Genomic DNA, 22479 nt, shown 5'->3' on the forward strand with positions numbered 1-22479 from the left:
ATTATCTGTTTCGTTTCAACCACTTGCTGATGAATCCCTTGATGCCTTGAACTTTAGCGGTTTCTACTGAATCCACAGCCAGATAGCTCTGCGCAAGCCTCTGCACATCCCTGGCTGCAATACTGTTCGGAAAAGCCACTGAGAATGGAATTTGTTTCTTAACGGCCTGTACTACATGCGGATCACTGCTGATGTAACCGAGAAAGGGAAGCTCAAGCTGCAGGAACCGGCTGGCCGCCATCCGGATTTTGTCACTGGTGGCCCGTGCCTCCCGTTCATCCCCTGCCTGATTGACAATCAGCCTGAACGAAACCTCAGGATGCGAATTATGAACAACCTTCATCAGTGCATATGCATCTGTAATTGCGGTAGGCTCAGGCGTGGTCACCACCAGGCAGTCATCGGCAGAAGTGATGAATTTCATCGTTTCCTTGGACAGCCCCGCCCCTGTGTCGAACAGGATGAAATCCATGGTATCGGCAATGCTTGCAATCTGTGTGGTAAAGTAATTCAGATCCGCCTCCGAGAGCGTAAACAGCTCGTCCATCCCGGAGCCCCCTGCAATGAAGGGCAGCGCCTCCGGTCCGAGCTGAATGATCTGTCCGATATCCGCTTCCCGCTTGAGCAGGTGATATAGATTGTATCTGGAGGAGACACCCATAAGGACATCAATATTGGCCATGCCGATATCGGCATCGAACAGAAGCACTCTGCGTCCCATGGCCTTCAGTGCAAGCGCGAAGTTAAGGGTGAAATTCGACTTTCCGACTCCCCCCTTCCCGCTGCATACCGTGATGATCCGGGCGGAGGCACCGCTTCCGGGAGCCTGCCTTGTATCCTGGCTGGAGACCAGCCGTCTTAATGCCTGCGCCTGGTCCATCACCCGCCCCCTGTTCCCAGCAGCATGCCGCCAATCTGCTCCCCTGTGGCCATAAGAAGATCATCAGGAACATTCTGTCCGTTGGTAATATAAGAGAGCTTCAGCGGATAATCATTCAGGACATTGAACAGCGGGCCGTAGCTCCCCGTTTCATCCAGCTTCGTGAATACAACCTTATCCAGCTGGTATCTGCCGAAGTGCTCCGCGATTTTTTTCATATCACGGCTCTTCGAGGTGAGGCTCAGCACCAGCAGGGTCTCGCTCTTAAGCTCCTTGGCCAGCAGGCTCTGCAGTTCAGCCACCAGCATTTCATTGCGGTAATTCCGTCCGGCGGTATCCATTAGCACCAGATCACAGCTCTCCAGCCGGAACATCGCCCGCTGCAGGTCTCCCGGCGACTGGACAACCTCCAGCGGCATGTTGAGAATGGAAGCGTAGGTTCTGAGCTGTTCAACGGCAGATATCCGGTAAGTATCCGAGGTAATCAGCCCAACCTTACGGCCTTGCTTGAACAGCTGCTCCGCTGCCAGCTTGGCAATCGTTGTCGTCTTGCCGACCCCAGTCGGCCCGGCAATATATACAATCCGGGTATCCGGGGCAATACCGCCGGCAATGCGTCCTGACAGAAATTCATCAATCTGCTCTCTAAGCACAGCCTCGAATTGTTCCGGCCCCCAGCTGCTTCCTTCCTGACGGTAACGCTCCAGAACATGTCCGATCCATTCCTCTACGAGCACAGCGTCAGTCTCCTGGTCAATCAGGCGGCTGCGTAAGGATTCCAGCGCATCAGGCAGCTCAGCTGCCCCTGAGGAATAACGTGCGATACGTTCCATCCATTGCTTCATATCCCGGATCTCCCGCAGGACATCACTCTCAGTTGCAGCGGCAGTATCAGGTTCAGGCTGTTCTGCAGCAAGCGATTCATAGATGGCAGCAAGTTTCTTCCGGCTCTCCTCCGGCTGCGGTACAGCCGGCTGGCCTGCTGCAATATCCTCAGTGCGGATATCCGGCGGCTCCGTCTTGACTAAAGGCGGCATCACAGCGACACCCCCACCCTGCTCCAGCGGATCAGCCAGCGCTGCGGCAATCTCGGCAAACGACTTGGCTGCTGCCGCATCTCTTACCGTCACAGGCGGCGGGAGAGGAGGAGCAGCGGCTGAGGCAGCCTTTTGATAGGCCTCGGGCACTGCATTTCGTGGTACATTCATTGGCGGTGCAGGAATCTTCTCCTGCGCGGCTGCCTTTGCACCGTTCTCCACAGCAGCCACAACCTCAATCTTCTTTTTAGAGAACATGCCCATGAATCCGCCAACTTTTATTTCTTTGGTGCTTAAAATAACGGCATCGCTTCCAAGCTCGCTGCGGATCGAATGCATGGCGTCAGGCATCGTATCGACCACATAACGCTTCACTCTCATAAGTTCACCACCCCGACGCTTTGTATTTCAATGTTTGGCTCCAGCTCGCTGTAGGAGAGCACCGGGATATCCTGCATGGTTCGCTCAATCACCTGGCGCAGATACATGCGAATCGTTGGAGAGGTTAGTACAATCGGCTGCTGGCCGGATTGCAGGAGACGGTTGATCTGCTCCGTAAGCCGCTGATAGACGGTTTGGGTAGATACCGGATCAAGCGCCAAGTAGCTGCCCTGCTCCGTCTGCTGCACGCTCTCGGAAATTTTCTTCTCAAGTCCGGGGCCTACAGTAATGACACGCAGGGTCTCCCCCGTCTGAGAGAACTGCTGGGTAATCTGTCTGGAGAGGGATTGCCGCACATATTCAGTCAGAATGTCAGGGTCCTTGGTATACGTGCCGTAATCGGCAAGCGTCTCGAAGATGGTGACCAGATCGCGGATGGATATTTTCTCCCGCAGCAGCTTGCCCAGCACCTTCTGAATATCCCCGACAGCAAGAATGGAAGGGATCAGCTCGTCCACCAGCACAGGGTAATTCTCCCTGAGGTTGTCGACCAGTTGCTTCGTCTCCTGACGGCCCAGCAATTCGTGTCCATACCGTTTGATCAGCTCGGTCAGATGTGTCGCTACAACGGAAGGCGGGTCAACCACGGTATAACCGGATAATTCAGCCCGCTCCTTCACCGACTCATCAATCCATAGGGCAGGCAGCCCAAAGGATGGTTCAATAGTCTCAATCCCGCTAATCGACTCATCATCATAACCGGGGCTCATGGCGAGATAGTGATTAAGTAATAATTCACCGCCGCCAACGTTATTTCCTTTAATTTTGATGACATATTCATTCGGTTTTAGTTGAATATTGTCGCGTATGCGAATAACCGGCACGACAAGACCCATCTCCAGCGCACATTGCCGTCGAATCATGATGATGCGATCGAGCAGATCGCCGCCCTGTCCCGTATCCGCCAAAGGAATCAGACCATAACCAAATTCGAATTCGATCGGATCCACCGTAAGCAGATTGATGACACTTTCGGGACTTCGCACCTCTTCGATCTGCTTCTCCTCGACCAGTTGTTCATCAGCAATCTGCTGCCTGCTGGCCTTCTGCCCCATACTGTAAGCCGCGTAAGCCATCAGCCCTGCCAAAGGAAGCGTGGACATAATCGTAATCGGGGTGAAGAAACCCAGAAACGCAATAGTCGCAGCCACTATGTATAGAAGCTTCGGATAAGACAGCAATTGTCCGGTCAGATCCTCGGCCAGATTGCCTTCCGAAGCCGCCCGGGTAACGATCAGACCGGAAGCCGTGGAGATCAGCAGGGCCGGAATCTGGCTGACCAGACCGTCACCGATGGTCAGTACAGAGTAGGTGGAGAGTGCTGTCTGGAACGACATACCGTGAACGGTCATACCGATAATGAAGCCGCCGATCAGGTTGATAATGAGGATGATGATACTGGCAATGGCGTCACCTTTGACGAACTTACTCGCACCATCCATGGCTCCGAAGAAATCCGCCTCGCGTTCGACATTACGGCGGCGTTCCCGTGCCTGCTGCTCATTGATCATCCCCGCATTCAGATCCGCATCAATACTCATCTGCTTACCGGGCATCGCATCCAGTGTGAAGCGGGCGCCTACCTCGGCCACGCGCTCAGAACCCTTGGTGATAACAATGAACTGAACCACCACCAGGATCAGAAAGACAATGAACCCGATCGCGATCTGTCCCCTGGCAATCCAGCTTCCGAAGGTCGCTACGACCTCCCCGGCATGGCCATCAGCCAGAATCAGCTTGGTTGTTGACAGGTTCAGCGCTAAGCGGAACAGCGTTGTGATCAGGAGCAGTGAAGGAAATATTGAGAACTGCAGCGGATCTCTGGTATTCATAGCGACCAATATAATGGTCAGGGCTATCGAGATATTGACAATTAACAGTACATCCAAAAGCCAGACAGGGATGGGCAGAATCATCATCAGCACGATACCGATAATGCCCAGTAGAACTGTTAGATCTTTAGCTTTCAATGTCCTTAACCTCCCCCGGCTTATCTCCTCTTACCTTTAAGCTTGTATACATAGGCCAGCACTTCGGCAACTGCCTGGAACAGATCGGCCGGCACTACATCACCGATCTCCGCTCTCTGGAACAATGCCCGTGCCAGCGGCTTATTCTCCATCGTTACAACACCATGCTCCTTGGCCAGTTCCCTGATGCGGAGTGCCACATAATCCTGACCCTTGGCTATAATCTGAGGAGCCTCCATTGTGGAACCGTCATACTTCAGGGCGACTGCAAAGTGGGTCGGGTTCGTGATGATAACATCGGCCTTGGGGACCTCCTGCATCATCCGCTGCATCGCCATTCTGCGCTGACGTTCCCTGATCTTGCCTTTGATGATGGGGTCGCCCTCCATCTTTTTGTACTCATCCTTAATGTCCTGCTTGGACATCTTGAGACTCTTCTCATGCTCGTATTTCTGATAGATATAGTCCAGTACAGCCATTATAAAAAGAGCCGCTGCAATCTTGATGCCCAGGCTCATGGTCAGCTTCGCAACGAAGCTGTATGTCCCTTCCGCATCGACATGCGAGAGGCGTGCAAAGCTCTCCTTCTGTCCCCAAAGCGTACTGTAGACCAGATAGGCAATCAGGATGAGCTTGAAGACAGATTTGAGGAACTCTACTACGGAACGCATGGAAAAAATATTTTTGAAGCCTTTGATGGGGTTGATCTTGCTGAACTTAGGCGTAATTCCTTCGCCTGAAGCCATAAAGCCTACCTGTGCGAAGTTGGCCACAAGCGCCAGCAGGAAGGTGATGCCCAGCAGCGGAGCGAGCAGAATGAGGATCTGCAGCCCGTACTGGTTGAACAGCGCCGAGATATTTTCTGGTGTTACCTCAAGCATCATCCGGTTCTGGAACACATCTGTATACAGCTTGATAAAACGTTCTTTCATGAAGCCGCCGAAGACGCTCAGTGACAGCAGCGCCGAGAAGAGGACCACTGCACCTGACATTTCAGCACTTTTGGCAACCTGCCCCTTCTTGCGGGCATCCTGCCGTTTCTTCGGAGTGGCCTTCTCTGTCTTATCTCCCCCGAACAGCTGAAGGTTCAGTTTGTATCTTGCCTGTTTTGCCAAGACAATCTCTCCTTACCGTAGCCTAAGGACTCTTCCCAATGAGGCCAAGCAGATTGTGCATGGACTCGAACATAATCTCGAAGAGATTCTGGAACAGCGCAGCCAGCCCCGGCATCAGTATCAGAAGCAGCGCCAGACCGATAATGATTTTGAGCGGAACACCGATGACAAACACATTATATTGCGGAGCCGTTCTCGCCAGGAAGGCCAGGCCTACATCCGTCAGGAACAGAGCAGCGACCAGCGGAGCCGACATTTGGAAGGCCAGCATAAAGGATTGTGCAAAGGTGCGGATCAGAAACTCAGACAAGCTTCCGCCGATCATTTTGAGGAACAGATCATTATCTATCGGCACCCATTTATAGCTGTATACGATAGCATCCAGCAGGTAGTGGTGGCCATTCATGCTCAGGAACAGCAGCAGTGCAATCATATACTTGAAATTACCGATAATCGGCGCCGAGGCCCCGGTCATCGGGTCAATGACGTTCGCAATCCCGAACCCGATCTGAATATCGATAAAGGAGCCCGCAGTCTGAATCGTCATAAACATCAGGTAGGCGATAAACCCAAGCAACAGCCCGATTAATGCCTCCCTGATAATCAGGAGGATAAACCCCAGATCCTGCGGAACCGTAATATTCATGCTGCCTGAGCTGAAGATGACCATGGACACAAAAAAAGACAAACCAATTTTGAACGTTGTCGGCACGCTTTGCGACGAAAAGACAGGAACGACAACAAAAAAGGCGGTAATTCGACAAAAAATCAACAGAAAGACAGGAAAACTTTGCAGCAGGGTCTCTATATTCATAGACTCAACCGATATACATATAGAGACTGCCCAGAATTTGGCTGGTGAAATCCACCAGCTTCGTTATAATCCACGGACCGAACAGCAGTAAAGCAAGCAGTACGGCAACGATTTTGGGAACAAACGCCAGGGTCTGCTCCTGAATCTGGGTTGTGGCTTGAAAAATACTGACGATCAGTCCTACCACCAGACCAAGAATCAGCATGGGGGCGCTGGTCTCCAGCACTAAATATACGGCTTGGCCGGCCAGACCGATAATAAACTCCGCATTCATCCCATGTGCCTCCTCTTACAAGTCAGGTGTTAAAACTCAGCAGCAGTGATTTGACTACTAGGTACCAGCCGTCCACCAGCACAAAGAGCATAATTTTGAAAGGCAACGATATCATTACCGGCGGCAGCATCATCATCCCCATGGCCATCAGGGTGCTGGACACCACAATATCAATAATAAGAAAAGGAATAAAAATCATAAAGCCCATGGTAAACGCCTTTTTCATCTCACCGATTGCAAAAGCAGGTACCATTACTGTTAAAGGAATATCATTATAGCTGGCCGGCTTCACTGTAGCGTTATTGCCGGTATAGTTCATGAACAGCAGCAGGTCCTTCGTGTTCGTCTGCTTGAACATAAACTCCTTAATCGGCTCCTGCGCTTTGTTCAGTGCTTCACTCTGGGTCAGAGTCCCCTTCATATAGGGCTGTAAGGCCGTCTCGTTCACGGTTGCCAGCGTCGGCGACATAATGAACAGGGTTAAGAATAGAGCCAGTCCTACAAGCACCTGATTCGGAGGCATCTGCTGTGTACCCAGTGAGGTTCTTACGAACCCAAGTACGATCACGATCCGCGTGAAGCTGGTCATCAGCACCAGGAATGAAGGAGCAATGCTAAGCACCGTTACCAGCAGCAGGATGGAGATGGAGCTTGTCCCCCCGCTTGAAGCATCGTTGTCCCCCACCGAGATATTGATATTAGGAATCGGGTCGGCATGAACCGGATGCAGGAGCAGCACACTGAAAATACCAAGCAGCATAAAAGAAAGAATCAGCTTTTTTTTCATAAATCCTCCGACTCTTTCCTGAGATCCTCATCCCTGCGCAGTTCCTCCAGCTTCTCTTTGCGCTCTGGCGCCAGGGCAAGCTTGGATTGCAGCGTCTCATAGAAAGACGAAGTCTCATGAATCTCAATTTCCTGGGACGGCACTTCACCGCGCAGCTTGGACTTGATTTTGGCGATAAGCGGTGCAATAAAGTTGTCCGTTCCTGGGGCCTGGTCTTCAAAAGCGGATATAATCAGCGCCACCTCTGCCGGATCGGTGATCTTATCCATCATAGTGATGTCCTCGCCCACTCCGATCAGATAGAGGCTGCCGCCCAGCTCAATGACCTGAATCGACTTATTCGGACCCAGCCCCAGTGCACCCAGCGTACGGATGGAACGGCCGCTCATCAGAGTCTGATTGCGGCGTCCCAGAAAACGGATCAGCAGCACGATAAGAATAACAATGACTGCCAGAAAAAAAACAACCTTCAATAAATTCAGCAGGGCATTACTACTGTCTCCGAGCGTTCCGGAAGCAAATAACATACCTCGTTCCTATATACCCAGCGTTTTATTGATGGCTTCAATGACACGGTCTGCCTGGAAAGGCTTCACAATAAAGTCCTTGGCACCGGCCTGGATTGCATCAATAACCATAGCCTGCTGACCCATGGCTGAACACATAATGACTTTGGCATTGGCATCTACTTTTTTGATCTCCTTAAGGGCGGCGATCCCGTCCATTTCAGGCATGGTGATATCCATCGTGATCAGATCCGGGCGCAGTTCCTTAAATTTCTCTATAGCCTGTGAACCGTCCTGGGCTTCACCCACTACCTCAAATCCGTTCTTCGACAAAATGTCCCGGATCATCATTCTCATAAATGCTGCATCGTCCACGATTAGAATTCGGTTAGCCATTTTTACAAAATCCTCCCTAAGTATGCTTATTGTAATTTTTGTATACGGTCCCACTGGCTGACGATATCCGTAACGCGGACACCGAAGTTCTCGTCGATAACTACGACTTCCCCCTTGGCAATGAGCTTGTTGTTAACCAGAATGTCAACAGGCTCACCTGCCAGCTTGTCCAGTTCAATAATTGAACCTTGCGACATTTCCAGAATATCTTTGATCTGCTTCTGGGTCCTTCCTAATTCTACGGTTACCTTCAGTGGTATGTCCATTAATAAATTTAAATTATTTTCGTCAATATTGCCAAAAGCCCCTGCACTCAGATTCGCAAATTGCACAGGCTGTACATTCACATTACGGCCCTGTGCCGGATTCTGCGGCTGAGCCTGCGGATAGGGCGTGCCCTGAGGCGGCATTCCGTAAGGCGGCATGCCCTGCATCCCATACGCCGGCATCCCTGCCGGAGGATAATAATACCCCCCTTCCGGCATTCCCGGATAAGGCGGCATGCCCTGACCCTGCGGCGGATATTGCGGCGGGTAACCTCCCGCCTCCGGCGCAGGCATCTGCTGCTGAGCTGTAGGCGGTGCCTGCGCTGGTTCCGGTGCAGGCGCTGGTGCGGCTGCCGCAGCCGGAGGCGGTGTGGCTTCCGCAGAGGAGACTGCCGCTTCCTGGTCAGCCTGGCTGACATCGCCTAGCAGCATGGTCACCATATCCTTGGCGAATTGTACCGGCAGCAGCTGCATGATGGTGGAATCAATCAGATCGCCGATCTTGAGGCGGAAGGAAATCTGGATCAGAGTCTCATCATCCGGCAGGCTACCTACACCTTCTCCGCTGGACATGTTAAGAATATCAATACCAGGCGGAGAAATGTTGACGAATCTGTTGAAGATCGTTGACATTGAGGTAGCGGACGAGCCCATCATCTGGTTCATCGCTTCCTGCACGGCACTGATATGAATCTCGTTCAGTTCCTCGTCTTTGGGATCTCCTTCCCCGCCGAGCATCAAGTCGGCAATGACCTGTGCATCCCTGATCTTGATCACCAGAGAATTGATTCCCTGGAAACCGTCGACATACTGTACGTGAACAGCTACATGAGGTTTGGGAAAGGCTTCCTCGAACTCTCCGCGTGTAATAATGGATACCTTAGGGGTAGTAATGTCTACCTTCTTACCCAGCAAGGTGGAGAGTGCGGTTGCCGCACTTCCGAAGGTGATATTGCCGATCTCTCCCAATGCATCCTGTTCAAAAGGTGTTAAGTAATCATCCACGGTCTTCGGTGAAGGAGCCAAATTGCCTTCCGCAGACTGTCTAAGAAGAGCATCTATCTCTTCCTGGGACAAATAATCTTTACTCGTCAAACTCTTCAACCCCTTCGCTGACAATCTCGTCTATTTGCACAGCCACACGTTCTTTGATCATCCCCGGACTTCCAATGAATTTCAGCTTGTCCCCCACCTTAATCGACAGACCGGAATCCACCGTCTTGTTAAGAGAAATCACGTCGCCGATGCTGAGCCCGAGAAATTCAGCAATGGATAAATTCGATTCGCCCAGCTCAGCCACGATTGGAAGCTGCGCCCGGTGCACTCTTGCCCGGATGGCTTCGAGCTCTACCTCATCCCGCACCTTTTTCTCAGAGACAAACCACTGGTGCACCGAGAGTCTTGACATAATCGGCTCCAGCACAACGTGCGGGATACAGAGATTGATCATCCCCGTTGTGTCTCCTATTTTGGTACTGAGGGAGATCAGGGCAATCGTTTCATTAGGCGATACAATTTGCATAAACTGCGGATTCGTTTCCAGCGCCTCCATCCGGGGATGGATATCAAGCACCGTCTTCCAGGCTTCCTGCAGACTTTCAAAGCATCTGCTGAAAATCCTCTCCATAATGGTCGTTTCGATTTCAGTCAATGCGTTGATTTTGGAGGGTGCCGTTCCGAAGCCGCCAAGCAGACGGTCCAGCATGGCAAAAGCAATATTCGGATGCACCTCCATCACCATCCGGCCCTCCAGCGGCTCGGCCTCAAAAATATTCAATATCGTCATTTTGGGAATGGAGCGGATAAACTCGTCATAAGGGAGCTGCTCTACTTGAACGACATTGATCTGCACGAAGGTGCGCAATTGAGCCGAAAAGTACGTTGTAAGGTAGCGGGCAAAGTTATCATGAATCCGGGTTAAGCTGCGGATATGATCTTTGGAGAAGCGTACGGCCCGTTTGAAATCATAAGAGCGGATTTTTTTAGTAGTTTCTTCTTTTTTAAGTTCGTCGGCATCCATTTCACCGGATGAAAGTGCAGCAAGCAGAGCATCAATTTCGTTTTGTGATAGTACATCAACCAATTCAATCACCCCCCCATCAAAGAATTGACCCGCCTGCAGCTACATTGGTGCCATTATGAATTTGGTGAATTCAATCTGGGTAATCGAACCTTCTGTCAGGTTTTTGTTGATGATGTTCACCAGTTTGCTGCTGAACTGATCTTTGCCGCTGGCCCCATTCAGCTCCTCGGGTTTGGCATCGGCAATCGCTTTGATAATCAGCGGTGTTATTTTAATCGATTTTATCTTTTCGAATTCTTCCTTGGACGCCGCTGAATCTAATTGAAGCGCGATGTCAACTGAAAGGATGTAATCGGGATCGGCGAGATTAGTTTTGATATCCTGGATTTCGGCCGTCATCTTAACAATTTCATCAGCAGTCATCTTCTTCGTCTCCACGTTCTGGACAGCCTTGTTCACTTCATTCCCGTCACCCGGGAAAAATCTGTCCATCAGCAAGAATGCAGCGACTACGATAAGGGTAACGGCCAGCAATATCGTGATGAGCCATGGCAGCATCTTTTTCATGAAAGCTCCTCCATTGACTGGACTTTAATGGTGGCAGCGTGTGTGCCTATGTCCCTGTTATATTCCTTGATCTTGCTAATGACTTCATCGGCCTTCTCAAGCACGATCAGCCTTTTGCCGGTTACCAGCGTAATATACGTGTCCGGTGATTCTTCAACCATTTCAACCAGCAGGGCATTCAGCCACATCCCCGCCCCGTTCAATCTTGTTACCGAAATCATGACAGGCCTCCTAACCTAAATAGGGGGAGGAGCTCCTCCCCCACGACTGCAATAACATTTCCGCTGCAGGCAAAACGTTATTATTCAGCAAGTTACATATTACGGTTCAGGCTTAACGCTTCAGATTAACTACTTCCTGCAATACTTCATCGGAAGTGGTGATAATCCGTGAATTCGCCTGGAATCCACGCTGGGTAACAATCATTTCTGTAAACTCGCCGGTCAGATCCACATTGGACATTTCCAGCTGGCCGGTAACGATGGTACCTGTCCCGGCTTCTGGATCATTGGCAGTTGTCGGTTCCAATGCACCTCCATCATTTGCATTTAAGGTCACCCGGTACAGATTTCCGCCGATTTTCTCAAGCCCCTGCGGATTGCTGACTTTAGCCATGCCAATCTGTACACCAGCCTCAGTAGTGCCGTCTGCCATTGTCTGCACAATCGTTCCGTCACTGGAGATGGAGAATGCCGTAACATCGTCAGCGATCTGAATGGGTCCGCCTCCGGAGTCAACGACATGCAGGCCATCCGATGTAATCAGATTGCGGCCCGCATCCACATGAAAATCTCCGGCACGGGTCAGGAATGGAACCTCCTGATCACCCGAAAGCTTCACCAGAAAGAATCCGTCTCCATCGATTCGCAGATCTGTAGGGTTATTCGTTGTCATCGCACTACCAGCTGTGTGCAAAGTGTCAATGGAACCAATGGATACCCCAAGACCGATTTGCTTGGCATTGACACCGCCTTGTCCCTCTTCTCCGGGTGCTGTAACCCCAGAGACAGTCTGGCTCATAATATCCTTGAACATCACGCGTCCTGACTTGAAGCCGATGGTATTGACATTCGCAATATTGTTACCAATGACATCGAGCTTAGTCTGGAATCCGCGCATACCTGAAACCCCTGAGTACATAGATCTTAACATTATTAATCGTCCTCCCGGTTATAGAGTCTTCTGACTCTTAAGAAATGAAAGATGAAGCTGGAGCGGTGGCCGCGTCAGTCGGTCGGCAGCCACGATCGGCTCTCCAGTAAGGACCAGCCGAAGTCAAGATATAATTACCGCACTGTCAATCTGCGTAAATACATTGTCTTTCATTGAATTGCCGTCCATCGCTGTAACCACTGTCCGGTTCTTTACACTTACAATCAGTGCCATATCCTTCATAAGAATCAAAGATTCTTTACTGCCTTTGGCGGCTGCTTTGTCTACCGCAGAGGAGATCTGATCCAGCTGGCGGCTGCCAAGCTCGATTCCGCGCTGCTCCAGGCGTTTGGCTGCATGATTGCTAAACTTCAGCATATTCTTCTGCAGCACACTCTCGAACGACGCTTCAGAACTTGAGGAACCCTTAACAGATTGCTGACGCTGCAAGGCGGAAGGATGTACAGCTGCCGGATATAATTGTCCGATAGTTATTCTGTCACTCATGATGTCTCCCCGCTCTCCCCGCCGCTTGTTTCAGTCTCGCTGGCTGCTGGAGTCTCACTGGCCGCTGGTGTCTCGCTACCCGCTGGAGTCTCGCTGCCCGCTGCAGGTGTAGTGCCGGCATTCTGAATTTGCGTAATATCCGTCAGAGCAACCCGCTCCTTGCCTACCACTGCGTATTGCACACCGCTGCTGACCACAATCGATTCGACATTGCCTGATTTCGGCAATTTCGTCTCGGCATCCGTCCAGGTGATATCCTTCCCGATCAATCCGGACACAGAGCCAAGGGACTGATTCAGTGCTGTAAGCTGGGTGGATATATTCATAAGCTGCTCTACAGATGAGAACTGAGCCATTTGAGCGATGAATTCCTTATCCTCCATTGGCTGCATCGGGTCCTGGTTCTGCAGCTGGGTAATCAGTATTTTCAAGAACTGATCCTTGCCCAGTGTAGAGTTGCCTGTGGTCTTGGGTGTCTTATCATTCGCTACATAATTCCACTCGTTGCTGTTAGACACGGGATTCGTTGCCATATCATTTCACCTCGCTTATCCTGTAGATCAAATCTTGGTTGAGAATCCGCCGCTCTGGTTACTGTCCTGCTGAGCTGCTGACACCCAGTCCTTCCATTCTCCATTAAGCTCTGCGGCAAGCACGGCATCTGCCGATTCTTCCTGGCGTTCCCGTGAACGTCGACCTTGCTGCTGTCCGCCCGCGCCTGTCTGCTGACCCTGCCCTCCGGTCCACTGTGACTGAGGGGAGCTGTTGTTCTGCGTAACTTCCAAGCGCTCTACTTGAAGTCCCTGGGACTGCAAGGCCAATCGAAGCTGACTCATCTGCTGCTCAAGCATATCCTTGGTTCCGGCATGCTGGGTCATGAACTGTGCCACCAGATTACCATTTTGCATGGAAATCTTCACATCCACTTGTCCCAGATTCTCCGGGAATAAGGTAATCGTGGCTTCAGCCACTCCACCCTTCTTGACAATCTCAAGCTTGCCGCTGATGAAGGTGTTCATCTCCTGGGCGAATTGCTGAACCGGCACTGGCGCGGCTTCCGCCTTGAGCGGTGCAGTAATTCCGTGCCGCAGGGATAATTGGCCGGCCGTTACAACCTCCGGCTCCGCGGTCACTGCTTCGCCAGCGGGCAAAGCCTCCTCGGCTGATACGGTCTTCTTCATCGAAGCCGCCATTCCTGCAAGAACAGGAGTGGAGCCCTCATCTGCAATTACAGCTTCGGCGGTACCGGCTGCTGCTGCATCCAACATGGAACGAGTGCTGGCTGAAGCCCCCAATAACCTACGGACATCCGTTGCCAAATCTGCTTTGCTATACATTTCCACCTTGGGCTCGCTTTCCGTTGCCTGCTTAAGCGACACCGCTGGAGCATCCACAACTGCTGGAGCCTTGTTAGCCATGGACTTGTGATTAACAGGCGCACTCTCCGCCATAATAGCCGAGAATTGATTCAGAAGCGCCGCTCCTTTGGCAGCAGTCTCCTGATCCCCGCTGACAGCTGCCGTCTGAACCTGTTGAAGCAGGCTGTTCAGTTCATCTTGAACGGCAAAGCGCAGGGTTTCAGGGTTCTTGGCAAGCGGCGACAAGCTGATGGATGTATCAGCAGCAGTAGCCGAGGCATCCTGTGAACCTGTATAGGGATTGCCGGACACAAGAGCAGATACTTGAAGCAGCCAGCCTTGAAGCGCTGCAATCAGCGCCGGATCAGCCGCAAGGCTGGTGTCCAGCTTCTCTATATCCTGCACAAGACCTTCCAGCAGTTTCGTTTGCTTGCCATCTGCGCTGCCTGCCTCTTCTCCCTTAGCCTGAACAGCACTCAGGAGTCCCTGCAATAATGAAGCTAAATTACCGGCTGCAGGAGTCTCAGTGCCTTTGACAGCGATGACTCCCACCATGCTCTGCACAAGCGTCTGGGCAAATGGCGTCGCCGGATTAACCGTTCCGGTTGTTCCCTGCGTTGTTCCGCCGGAAGCAGCCAGATTGCCTGCGGTTAAGGTTTGTAGAATAATACTCATCTTTTTCACCTCCCTTCAAAAGTTATTTCCCGCCCATCAGACGGTTGACAATTTTGGCTGTCTGTTTGCTGTCTTTCTTGGTCATCTCCCCCAGAATCGAGGAGCGGACCGAGTCACTGACCGTATTCAGCACCGTGATGACCTTATCCGGACTAAGGCTGTACATGGAGCCAAGCAGCACTGCCGCATCCGCAGCGGGCATGCTGGTGAAAGTCTGGCCTAGCTTCTCCTGATCCAGATTAGCTGAAGGCTTGGGAGTAGTGGTACCCGCCTCCTGCTTCAGCCGGGATTGCAGGGCTGCAATAGCCATATCGGTTGAATTTGTGGTTTCTTTTAGCTTTATGGAGACATCTGCCGCTTTTTTGGCATCCATTTTTTCCAGGATGGCCGATTTTGCCGCATTGCTCATCACACTGAAGATTTGAACCATCTCATCGGTAGTCAAATTCTCCATGATCGGTGCCGCTTTGGAGGCCTTCATGCCGGCGTAGAGTTTGGCCAGATCCGTCACTTTTTTCAGATAAGGATCTTCCTCTTCCTCGGTGGCTGCGGCCGTTTCAGCGGCAGTCTTTAACTCTTCAACCTGCTTTTGAAGCGCTTCGGCCTTGGTGGTCTCCGCCGCCTTGTCTTCCTCAGCCTTCTTCAGCTTCTCCTCCTGAGCGGTAAGCTGTGCTTTGAGTTCTTTGATCGTGCTCGCGGAGCTGGCGGCTTGCTCCTTGCTCTCAGCCGGCGGATTCTCTGCGGCTTCACCTGGCGCTGCCGGGTCCGGCGGGGGATCAGGCACCCATTTCTCTATAACAGGAATTTTGTTGGCAATCGCCAGCACGTTGTTACGGATATCCATATTAAATAGGGTGAGCAGTACCCCAAGCAGTACAAGCGTGAAAATGATTGGAATCATCAAGAACAAAAAACGCTCTAATTTGCCTGCCGACCCTTCATCTTCAAGTTCCATCTGATTATTTGCCACTAGCGGAAACCTCCCGGGTTAGAGGGATTTCATCGCGAAGCGGACGGTAGCCATCTCATCCAGTTCGTTTTGTTCCCGTAAACTCATATTCTGCAGAAATGCGGTTTGTGCTTTGTCTTTGGCCTTAAGCCATACCTTCTCATCCAGAACCTTAGTACTCAGGTGATCCTGCTTATTCTGAACCTCAACATGTGCAAGGCTGATATCGGAATGCTTGCGGGCAATGCATTTGTCGAGATAATCTACGTAATCCTGCATTTCGCGAAGCTTAGCCATCGGTGTCTTCTGCTGTGCTGCACTTTGCAGGGACAACATCAGCTTACTGCGCTGGCCGATTAATTCATCAAGGCTTTTTTCCTGTGCCTGCAGTTCTCCGAGCGCGCTTGAGAGCATCCACTCTGCCTGTGTTTTTTCGTTACCCTTCAAGTCCACCACTTTTTGAAAAGTATAATGGAATCTCATGATCAATCAACTCCTCGAGAACTGTGAAATTAAAGTCTGCTGCACTTCGCTAAGGGTTACCTTCTCGTTCACTTTTTGCTTGGTGAAATCCCAGATGCTGTCGATGTAATGCATCGACTCATCGATTTGCGCGTTAGAGCCCCTCTGGTAGGCTCCGATGTTAATCAGATCCTCGGAATCCTTATACACCGCCATCAGGCGCTTCACATTCTCGGCTGCTGCAATCTGCTCCTCCGGGGCGATATCCTTCATCACCCGGCTGATGCTTGCGAGAACATCGATCGCCGGAAAATGTCCTTTGTTGGCTATATTCCGGTTCAGAACAATATGCCCGTCCAAAATACCGCGTACAGCGTCTGCTATCGGCTCGTTCATATCGTCACCGTCAACCAGCACCGTGTAGAACGCGGTGATTGAGCCTGTAGGCCCTGTTCCGGCCCGTTCCAGCAGCTTAGGCAGACTGGCGAATACAGAAGGTGTATACCCTCTCATCGCCGGAGGCTCGCCGACTGCCAGCCCTACCTCACGCTGCGCCATCGCATAACGTGTTACCGAGTCCATCATCAGCATGACATTCAGACCACGGTCGCGGAAGTACTCGGCAATCGTAGTAGCGATCAGTGCCCCCTTAATCCGGATCAGCGCAGGCTGATCGGAAGTGGCCACAATGACTACCGAACGCTGAAGGCCTTCCGGCCCCAGATCGCGCTCAATGAAATCAAGCACCTCTCTGCCCCGTTCACCGATCAGCGCAATCACATTGACATCTGCCGAGGTGTTGCGGGCAATCATCCCCATCAGGGTACTCTTCCCCACACCCGAGCCGGCAAAAATCCCTACACGCTGCCCCTTGCCGATCGTCAAAAGTCCATCGATAGCCCGGACTCCAATGCTGATCGGCTCGGCGACCCGCGGGCGGTTAAGCGGATTGGACGGAATGTTGAAGGTAGAGCTATGCGGCATTCTGGCCGGTATCAGTGAACCATCCAGCGGCTGTCCCAGACCGTCGAGAACCTTCCCGAGCAGCTCCGAGCCGACTTGAACGCTCAGCGGCTTGCCGGTACCAACCACATCACAGCCAGGCCCGATGGCCTGCAGTTCGCCAAGCGGCATTAACAGTACCTTGTTATCACGAAACCCGACAACCTCTGCCTGAAGCGGCTTACTTCCTTTGGCAGGATAGATATAGCACACATCACCGATGCTGGCGTCAGGCCCTTCCGACTCCACCATCAGCCCGATAACCTGCGTAACCTTGCCATTAATCCTTACCGGATCGAAGTTACGCAGCTGATCTTTGTATCTTCTGCTGTCAAGCATCGTCGTCCCCATTTCTGTGTTCATCCGAGTCCAGAGCGATTCTTAGCAGTTCTTTTTTAATTTCGGCAAGCTGGGTATCGACACGGGCATCGATACTGCCGAAGGAAGACCGGATTACACACCCCAGATCTCTGACCGTTGAATCCGGCAGAATCTGCAGCTCAGCCTGTGAGTCCACAGCAAGCGAGAGCTCTTCCCGGGCCGCATTCACAAAAGCAAACTGTGCAGGAGACACACAGAGTGAGATCAGCCCCTGCTCGCGTTTTCGGGCCAGGTTTTTACGGATCAGATCCATCGCAAATTTCGGTTCAACGGTCAACTGCTTGTCCACGATTTTCTCAGCAATATCGCAGCTTAGCTCTACAAGAAACGGTTCCGCCTCCTGTATAATTACATCTCTTGCCCGGTATGCTTCCTGAAGCACGGTCCGCGCTTCTTCCATCATCTCGGCAAGACGCAGGGACATCTCCTGCTCTGCTTGAGCCAGACCTTCCTGATACCCCTGCTGATAGCCCTCGGATTTGACGGCTTCGATCAACAGCTCATCCTGTTCCCTGCGCTCACGCCACCATTCTTCAGCTTCAGTCCGTGCTGATTCCACAATATTCTCCGCTTCCTCGGAGGCGCTGCGGACCTGACTCTCCGCGAACTCCTGAGCATCCTTCAGCATTTGCTTGCGGGACTGCTCCGCTGCCTCCCTGGCGGGGTCCTGGTAGTGGACTTCACCCGGAGGCTCTTCTGGAGCCGGCTCTTCAGTCAGGCCTGCATGATGTCTGGCCTGTTCAAGACGCTTCAGCACATCTACCGGAATATATTGAGAATGCTTGATCAGCTTAGACAATAATGTCATCTCCTCCGCCACGGGCGATGATAATTTCACCAGACTCTTCGAGTCTGCGGATCGTGCCTACGATGCGGGTCTGTGCTTCTTCCACATCACGCAGCCGCACGGGTCCCATGTACTCCATTTCCTCGCGGAAGGTCTCGGCCATACGCTTGGACATATTGCGGAAGATCACATCCCTTACTTCCTCGCTGGCCACCTTGAGCGCAAGCTGCAAGTCCGCGTTGTCGATATCCTTGATAATCCGCTGAATGGAACGGTTGTCCACATTGACGATATCCTCGAAGACGAACATCCGCTTCTTGATTTCTTCGGCCAGCTCCGGGTCCTGAATCTCCAGGGAATCGAGAATAGTACGCTCTGTACCGCGGTCTACGCCGTTCAGAATCTGCACAATCGATTCAATACCGCCTGCATTCGTGTAATCCTGTGTTACTGTAGCAGACAGCTTCTGTTCCAGGACACGTTCGATCTGGGTGACCACCTCTGGAGAGGTGCTGTCCATAATCGCTATTCTTCTGGCTACCTCCGCCTGCTTCTCCTGAGGCAGGGAAGACAGAATGGAGGCCGCCTGTTCAAATTGCAGATAAGAGAGTACAAGTGCAATGGTCTGTACATTCTCGTTCTGGATGAAGTTGAGAATCTGGTTCGGATCTGCCTTGCGGGCAAAATCGAAAGGTCTTACCTGCAGCGTTGCTGTCAGGCGGTTGATGACTTCGAGCGCCTTGGCCGAGCCGAGAGCTTTCTCAAGAATCTCCTTGGCGTAATTGATACCGCCCTGCGAGATATATTCCTGTGCGAGACAGATCTGGTGGAATTCGGACATGATCGACTCTTTTTCCCCGCTGTCCACTTTGCGTACATTCGCAATCTCCAGCGTCAGCTGTTCGATTTCCTCATCCCGCAGATGCTTAAATATTTGTGCCGATACTTCAGGCCCTAGTGTGATAAGCAGGATCGCCGCCTTTTGACGGCCGCTGAGTCCATGCTGGCTAGCTTTTGCCATCTCTTCACCTCTGTTCTTCAGCAAGCCAGGTGCGGAGCAGATTTACGAATTCATCCGGCTTCTTCTTCGCCAGACTTTCCAGCTGCTTACGGACCTGACTTTCATTCGTCACGCTATCCATATTAATTGAAGGGAACTCGGTAGGAACCTGCAGCGGAATATCTTCTTCGACCTCTTCCTCCTGCTTGTTCTTGCGGCTGCGGTAGATCAGATAACCTCCGCCTGCACCGACCAGCAGAGCAGCCGCACCGATGGCCCAGATCATCCAGGTTGCCAGTCCGCCGGATGCGTTCTCGGCAGTAGCACCTCCAAATTGTTGCGAGAATACCGAAACTTTTTTGGTCAGGTCTGCGTCTGTATAAGTGATACCTGAATCTGCCAGGGACGCACGGACAATGTTCACCAGAATGTTCTGTATCGCTCCTGAAGTAGCCTCGTCCAAAGTTGTTTGTCCTGCAGGTGGTTCAACCGCGACATTTATGGTTAAATCTTTTACAGTATATGGACTTGCGATGATATCTTTAGTGATTCTAGTAACTTCATAGTTCCTTGTCTCCGATGATTCCTCAGAAGAAGAAGCACCTGTGTCAGCCCCCGCAGGATAACCTGCAACATCTTCAGATCCTGTACCTGCGACTCCTCCGGAAGTGTTCCCTTGGCCCGAGAATGTTTTGCTGATAATCTGCGAGCTGATCTCAATCCCCTTCATATTCTCAGCATCCACCGGTACTACAACATCTTCCTTTCTGTTCTCCTTATCGAAATTAAGCTTGGAGAACACCAGGACATCAACCTTATCGGGACCTGTGAGGGTACTCAGGAATTGCTTGACATCTTTCTTGACATCGTCTTCGAATTTCTTCTTGAGTGCGAAGTTCTCTTCAACCTGGCTGGAAATTCCCGCCTGGCCGCCCTTGGCCGTCGGTTTCAGCTCCACCTCGTTGTTGGTGATTGTAATGTTGTCGATGGGAAGATTCGGGACAGCGGTCTTCACGAGATTGAAGTAGCCGTCAATATTCTCCTGGGAAGGTCTGAATCCCGGATTGAAGCTCATCACCACGGAAGCCTGCGCTTTCTCCTGATCCTCCTGTGAGGCGAATACCGTCTCCTTTGGCAGGGTAATGAGAACCTTGGCGTCTTTAATCCCCTGCATCCTTCTCATCAGCTGTTCAACTTCACCATTAAGCGCATTGTTGTATTTAACATTGAATTCACTGTCTGTAGTACCGATCATGGACGAGGATTCATTGAATACCTTGTACCCGATCGAGCCTTGCTGAACGATTCCCTGAGAACCAACAGCTATCTTGATACGTGCAGCGTCCGTACTGGGAACGGAGATACTTTTGCCATCCGGGCTTAAACGGTAAGACACCCCTGATGTATCCAAATAACTCATAACTCCCGCTGAATCGGTACTGTCCAGGTCCTGAAAAGCAACCTCGTATTCCACCTTCGATAACTGCATGGTCGTAACTACGATTATTATAATGATAATAAACAGAGTGGAGAAAAACATTATCTTCTGTTTACCGCTGAATCTGTTCCAATACTGGGTTATCTTCTCCCGGTACTGGGCCAATCTTTCATTCACAGTGTCACCCCATCCGAAACGTAGCTAGGATTATTTAGATTTGAGTTCTCATAATTTCCTGATAGGCTTCAATCACTTTGTTCCGGACTTGTGTAGTCAGCTGCAAACTCAGCAATGCCTGTTGGGACGAAATCATAGCCTCATCAATGTTGACCTCTCCCAGTACAAATTTGTTACTCATGTCCTTCGCCTGCTGTTCCTGATCTGCTACCTGGTTAAGCGCATTCTCCAGGTATGAACCGAAGCTCTGTCCCGGCTCTTGCACGGCTGAGGATTCTGCAGCTACGGACTTCATAGCCAGCGGCTGAACCGCCTGGTTCCCGATCAATAAATTCTGTATCAATTCTTCTCCTCCTAGACAGTCAATTCATTCTACCGGCCGATTTCAAGTGCCTTGGTCACCATGGATTTGGATGCGTTCAGCATCGTTACATTCGCTTCGTAAGAACGCGAGGCAGACAGCATGTCCACCATTTCCTTGGTCACATCCACATTCGGCATATATACATAACCGTCAGCGTCCGCATCAGGATGGCTCGGATTATACACCGGCTTGAGCGGAGAAGAATCCTCGATAATCGATTTCACCTTGACGCCATCATTGCCGCCGCTCATCTTGGAGCCTAGTATATTCGCGAAGCTGTCAGCCTGGGTAGTTTCCAGAACTGTGAGCTTACGGCGGTAAGGTACGGCTTTGCCGTCCACCACGGAGGCTCTTGTGGTCTCGGCGTTGGCGATATTGGAGGAGATCACATCCATCCGCAGACGCTGGGCGGTTAAAGCTGATGCGCTAATACCAAAGCTGCTGCCAAAGTTCATTATTGATTACCCTCCCTGTACAACTGTGCGCATCATTGTGATCTGACTGTTCAGCTGTTCAACATAAGAGTTGTATCTCAGCTGGTTCTCGGCGCTCAGCGCCTGTTCTCGATCCATATCCACATTATTGCCGTTGTTATTCATAGATGTAGTCTCATCGGTACTGACCACAGCGGCCGGCATGCCGGTCACTGTCCCGAAGCGGAAATGACGGGAGTCTGATACTTTCGCACCCAGTGTGGCTTTAAGTCCGCTCTCCTGATCTCTCAGGAAGCTCTCAAAGCTAACATCTGAACGTTTAAAATTTGGTGTATCATTATTTGCTACATTATTAGCCAGAACACTTTGTCGTTTGGTGGCGGCATCTAGGCCTCCTTGTAATCTTTGAAAACTGACACTGTTCAGCAAACCCATAGTAATCCCCCTTCCAAACCTATCATAATGAAAAGAATTCCACAACTTTGTTCAAATCCCTGCTTATTTTCGACAAATAAAGTCATTTTTTTCACAACATATTCGTCTTAAAGTCGAACCATGTCGATGAATGATTCTTATGTCAATCTCACATACATTGATTCTCTTAGAATTTGTATATTATTACAATAAGAAATAAGCCCTATCTTTTCAGAAAAGAGAGGGCTTAAAGCATGTTTTTACAATTATTTTCCTTTTATATTACATTTTCTGTTTTATTAT

Annotated in this window: 26 protein-coding genes; all 26 read right to left on the reverse strand. The window is 51.1% G+C overall.

The annotated features are described in order from the left end of the window. Position 1: 1 nt before the first annotated feature. Entirely contained in the window at positions 2–883 is an 882-nt protein-coding gene (locus NYE26_RS17350) for a MinD/ParA family protein (RefSeq protein ID WP_036724690.1), read from the reverse strand. Beyond that, positions 880–2298, reverse strand: a complete 1419-nt coding sequence (gene flhF, locus NYE26_RS17355) for a flagellar biosynthesis protein FlhF (RefSeq protein ID WP_339249046.1) — start codon at positions 2296–2298, stop codon at positions 880–882. The genes NYE26_RS17350 and flhF overlap by 4 nt, the downstream gene beginning before the upstream one ends. Beyond that, positions 2295–4328, reverse strand: a complete 2034-nt coding sequence (gene flhA / locus NYE26_RS17360) for a flagellar biosynthesis protein FlhA (protein WP_036724686.1) — start codon at positions 4326–4328, stop codon at positions 2295–2297. Before flhA ends, flhF begins: the two co-directional genes overlap by 4 nt. Positions 4329–4348: 20 nt before the next feature. Beyond that, a complete protein-coding gene (flhB, locus tag NYE26_RS17365; protein WP_083684915.1) occupies positions 4349–5443 on the reverse strand; it encodes a flagellar biosynthesis protein FlhB in 1095 nt (364 codons plus the stop codon). Positions 5444–5465: 22 nt separating this feature from the next. Continuing rightward, complete coding sequence (gene fliR / locus NYE26_RS17370) at positions 5466–6257, reverse strand: flagellar biosynthetic protein FliR (RefSeq protein WP_036724682.1); 792 nt, start codon at positions 6255–6257, stop codon at positions 5466–5468. A 4-nt stretch (positions 6258–6261) separates the two neighbouring features. Continuing rightward, positions 6262–6531, reverse strand: a complete 270-nt coding sequence (fliQ, locus tag NYE26_RS17375; protein ID WP_036692523.1) for a flagellar biosynthesis protein FliQ — start codon at positions 6529–6531, stop codon at positions 6262–6264. Between the two features lie 22 nt (positions 6532–6553). Further along, positions 6554–7318 carry a flagellar type III secretion system pore protein FliP gene (fliP, locus tag NYE26_RS17380; RefSeq protein ID WP_076078620.1) on the reverse strand — a complete coding sequence of 255 codons (765 nt, stop codon included), beginning with the start codon at positions 7316–7318 and terminating at the stop codon, positions 6554–6556. Beyond that, on the reverse strand, positions 7315–7845 hold the full coding sequence (locus NYE26_RS17385; RefSeq protein WP_036724678.1) for a flagellar biosynthetic protein FliO: 531 nt from the start codon (positions 7843–7845) through the stop codon (positions 7315–7317). Before NYE26_RS17385 ends, fliP begins: the two co-directional genes overlap by 4 nt. Positions 7846–7854: 9 nt before the next feature. Next, entirely contained in the window at positions 7855–8220 is a 366-nt protein-coding gene (locus NYE26_RS17390) for a response regulator (RefSeq protein WP_036692515.1), read from the reverse strand. Between the two features lie 26 nt (positions 8221–8246). Beyond that, entirely contained in the window at positions 8247–9581 is a 1335-nt protein-coding gene (gene fliY / locus NYE26_RS17395; RefSeq protein WP_036724675.1) for a flagellar motor switch phosphatase FliY, read from the reverse strand. Next, positions 9571–10569, reverse strand: a complete 999-nt coding sequence (gene fliM / locus NYE26_RS17400; RefSeq protein WP_036692509.1) for a flagellar motor switch protein FliM — start codon at positions 10567–10569, stop codon at positions 9571–9573. The genes fliY and fliM overlap by 11 nt, the downstream gene beginning before the upstream one ends. Before the next feature lie 39 nt (positions 10570–10608). Then, positions 10609–11076, reverse strand: coding sequence for a flagellar basal body-associated FliL family protein (locus NYE26_RS17405; protein WP_076078616.1), 468 nt, complete (start codon positions 11074–11076; stop codon positions 10609–10611). Then, entirely contained in the window at positions 11073–11297 is a 225-nt protein-coding gene (locus tag NYE26_RS17410; protein ID WP_036724671.1) for a flagellar FlbD family protein, read from the reverse strand. The genes NYE26_RS17405 and NYE26_RS17410 overlap by 4 nt, the downstream gene beginning before the upstream one ends. Positions 11298–11409: 112 nt before the next feature. After that, entirely contained in the window at positions 11410–12228 is an 819-nt protein-coding gene (gene flgG / locus NYE26_RS17415; RefSeq protein ID WP_036724668.1) for a flagellar basal body rod protein FlgG, read from the reverse strand. 123 nt (positions 12229–12351) lie between these two features. After that, positions 12352–12735 carry a TIGR02530 family flagellar biosynthesis protein gene (locus NYE26_RS17420; protein ID WP_036724665.1) on the reverse strand — a complete coding sequence of 128 codons (384 nt, stop codon included), beginning with the start codon at positions 12733–12735 and terminating at the stop codon, positions 12352–12354. After that, positions 12732–13268 carry a flagellar hook assembly protein FlgD gene (gene flgD / locus NYE26_RS17425; RefSeq protein WP_339249049.1) on the reverse strand — a complete coding sequence of 179 codons (537 nt, stop codon included), beginning with the start codon at positions 13266–13268 and terminating at the stop codon, positions 12732–12734. The genes NYE26_RS17420 and flgD overlap by 4 nt, the downstream gene beginning before the upstream one ends. Positions 13269–13295: 27 nt before the next feature. After that, positions 13296–14768, reverse strand: a complete 1473-nt coding sequence (locus NYE26_RS17430) for a flagellar hook-length control protein FliK (RefSeq protein WP_339249050.1) — start codon at positions 14766–14768, stop codon at positions 13296–13298. A gap of 22 nt (positions 14769–14790) precedes the next feature. Then, positions 14791–15738 (reverse strand): kinesin, encoded by a 948-nt coding sequence (locus NYE26_RS17435; protein ID WP_235191853.1) that lies wholly within the window; start codon positions 15736–15738, stop codon positions 14791–14793. 18 nt (positions 15739–15756) lie between these two features. After that, a complete protein-coding gene (fliJ, locus tag NYE26_RS17440) occupies positions 15757–16200 on the reverse strand; it encodes a flagellar export protein FliJ (RefSeq protein ID WP_339249051.1) in 444 nt (147 codons plus the stop codon). 6 nt (positions 16201–16206) lie between these two features. Continuing rightward, positions 16207–17520 carry a flagellar protein export ATPase FliI gene (fliI, locus tag NYE26_RS17445; protein WP_036692488.1) on the reverse strand — a complete coding sequence of 438 codons (1314 nt, stop codon included), beginning with the start codon at positions 17518–17520 and terminating at the stop codon, positions 16207–16209. Next, positions 17513–18361, reverse strand: a complete 849-nt coding sequence (locus NYE26_RS17450; protein ID WP_076078608.1) for a FliH/SctL family protein — start codon at positions 18359–18361, stop codon at positions 17513–17515. The genes fliI and NYE26_RS17450 overlap by 8 nt, the downstream gene beginning before the upstream one ends. Continuing rightward, positions 18354–19370 carry a flagellar motor switch protein FliG gene (fliG, locus tag NYE26_RS17455; protein ID WP_339249052.1) on the reverse strand — a complete coding sequence of 339 codons (1017 nt, stop codon included), beginning with the start codon at positions 19368–19370 and terminating at the stop codon, positions 18354–18356. The genes NYE26_RS17450 and fliG overlap by 8 nt, the downstream gene beginning before the upstream one ends. 4 nt (positions 19371–19374) lie before the next feature. After that, positions 19375–20964 (reverse strand): flagellar basal-body MS-ring/collar protein FliF, encoded by a 1590-nt coding sequence (gene fliF, locus NYE26_RS17460; RefSeq protein WP_036724657.1) that lies wholly within the window; start codon positions 20962–20964, stop codon positions 19375–19377. A 34-nt stretch (positions 20965–20998) separates the two neighbouring features. Continuing rightward, entirely contained in the window at positions 20999–21307 is a 309-nt protein-coding gene (gene fliE / locus NYE26_RS17465) for a flagellar hook-basal body complex protein FliE (RefSeq protein ID WP_036724654.1), read from the reverse strand. A 29-nt stretch (positions 21308–21336) separates the two neighbouring features. Then, positions 21337–21783, reverse strand: coding sequence for a flagellar basal body rod protein FlgC (gene flgC / locus NYE26_RS17470; protein ID WP_036692480.1), 447 nt, complete (start codon positions 21781–21783; stop codon positions 21337–21339). 6 nt (positions 21784–21789) lie between these two features. Further along, a complete protein-coding gene (flgB, locus tag NYE26_RS17475; protein ID WP_036724652.1) occupies positions 21790–22197 on the reverse strand; it encodes a flagellar basal body rod protein FlgB in 408 nt (135 codons plus the stop codon). Positions 22198–22479 lie beyond the last annotated feature (282 nt).

The sequence above is a fragment of the Paenibacillus sp. FSL P2-0136 genome, assembly GCF_037975325.1.
Lineage (GTDB): Bacteria > Bacillota > Bacilli > Paenibacillales > Paenibacillaceae > Paenibacillus_AQ > Paenibacillus_AQ silagei.

Bases quoted from the DNA above. Each gene is read 5' to 3' on its own strand.
- flhF (WP_339249046.1), bottom strand. From the start codon at position 2,298: ATGAGAGTGAAGCGTTATGTGGTCGATACGATGCCTGACGCCATGCAT.
- flgC (WP_036692480.1), bottom strand. From the start codon at position 21,783: ATGAACTTTGGCAGCAGCTTTGGTATTAGCGCATCAGCTTTAACCGCC.
- NYE26_RS17390 (WP_036692515.1), bottom strand. From the start codon at position 8,220: ATGGCTAACCGAATTCTAATCGTGGACGATGCAGCATTTATGAGAATG.
- flgG (WP_036724668.1), bottom strand. From the start codon at position 12,228: ATGTTAAGATCTATGTACTCAGGGGTTTCAGGTATGCGCGGATTCCAG.
- NYE26_RS17430 (WP_339249050.1), bottom strand. From the start codon at position 14,768: ATGAGTATTATTCTACAAACCTTAACCGCAGGCAATCTGGCTGCTTCC.
- fliI (WP_036692488.1), bottom strand. From the start codon at position 17,520: ATGCTTGACAGCAGAAGATACAAAGATCAGCTGCGTAACTTCGATCCG.
- fliP (WP_076078620.1), bottom strand. From the start codon at position 7,318: ATGAAAAAAAAGCTGATTCTTTCTTTTATGCTGCTTGGTATTTTCAGT.
- fliJ (WP_339249051.1), bottom strand. From the start codon at position 16,200: ATGAGATTCCATTATACTTTTCAAAAAGTGGTGGACTTGAAGGGTAAC.
- NYE26_RS17420 (WP_036724665.1), bottom strand. From the start codon at position 12,735: ATGAGTGACAGAATAACTATCGGACAATTATATCCGGCAGCTGTACAT.
- NYE26_RS17410 (WP_036724671.1), bottom strand. From the start codon at position 11,297: ATGATTTCGGTAACAAGATTGAACGGGGCGGGGATGTGGCTGAATGCC.
- fliR (WP_036724682.1), bottom strand. From the start codon at position 6,257: ATGAATATAGAGACCCTGCTGCAAAGTTTTCCTGTCTTTCTGTTGATT.
- fliG (WP_339249052.1), bottom strand. From the start codon at position 19,370: ATGGCAAAAGCTAGCCAGCATGGACTCAGCGGCCGTCAAAAGGCGGCG.
- flgD (WP_339249049.1), bottom strand. From the start codon at position 13,268: ATGGCAACGAATCCCGTGTCTAACAGCAACGAGTGGAATTATGTAGCG.
- NYE26_RS17385 (WP_036724678.1), bottom strand. From the start codon at position 7,845: ATGTTATTTGCTTCCGGAACGCTCGGAGACAGTAGTAATGCCCTGCTG.
- NYE26_RS17405 (WP_076078616.1), bottom strand. From the start codon at position 11,076: ATGAAAAAGATGCTGCCATGGCTCATCACGATATTGCTGGCCGTTACC.
- fliQ (WP_036692523.1), bottom strand. From the start codon at position 6,531: ATGAATGCGGAGTTTATTATCGGTCTGGCCGGCCAAGCCGTATATTTA.
- flgB (WP_036724652.1), bottom strand. From the start codon at position 22,197: ATGGGTTTGCTGAACAGTGTCAGTTTTCAAAGATTACAAGGAGGCCTA.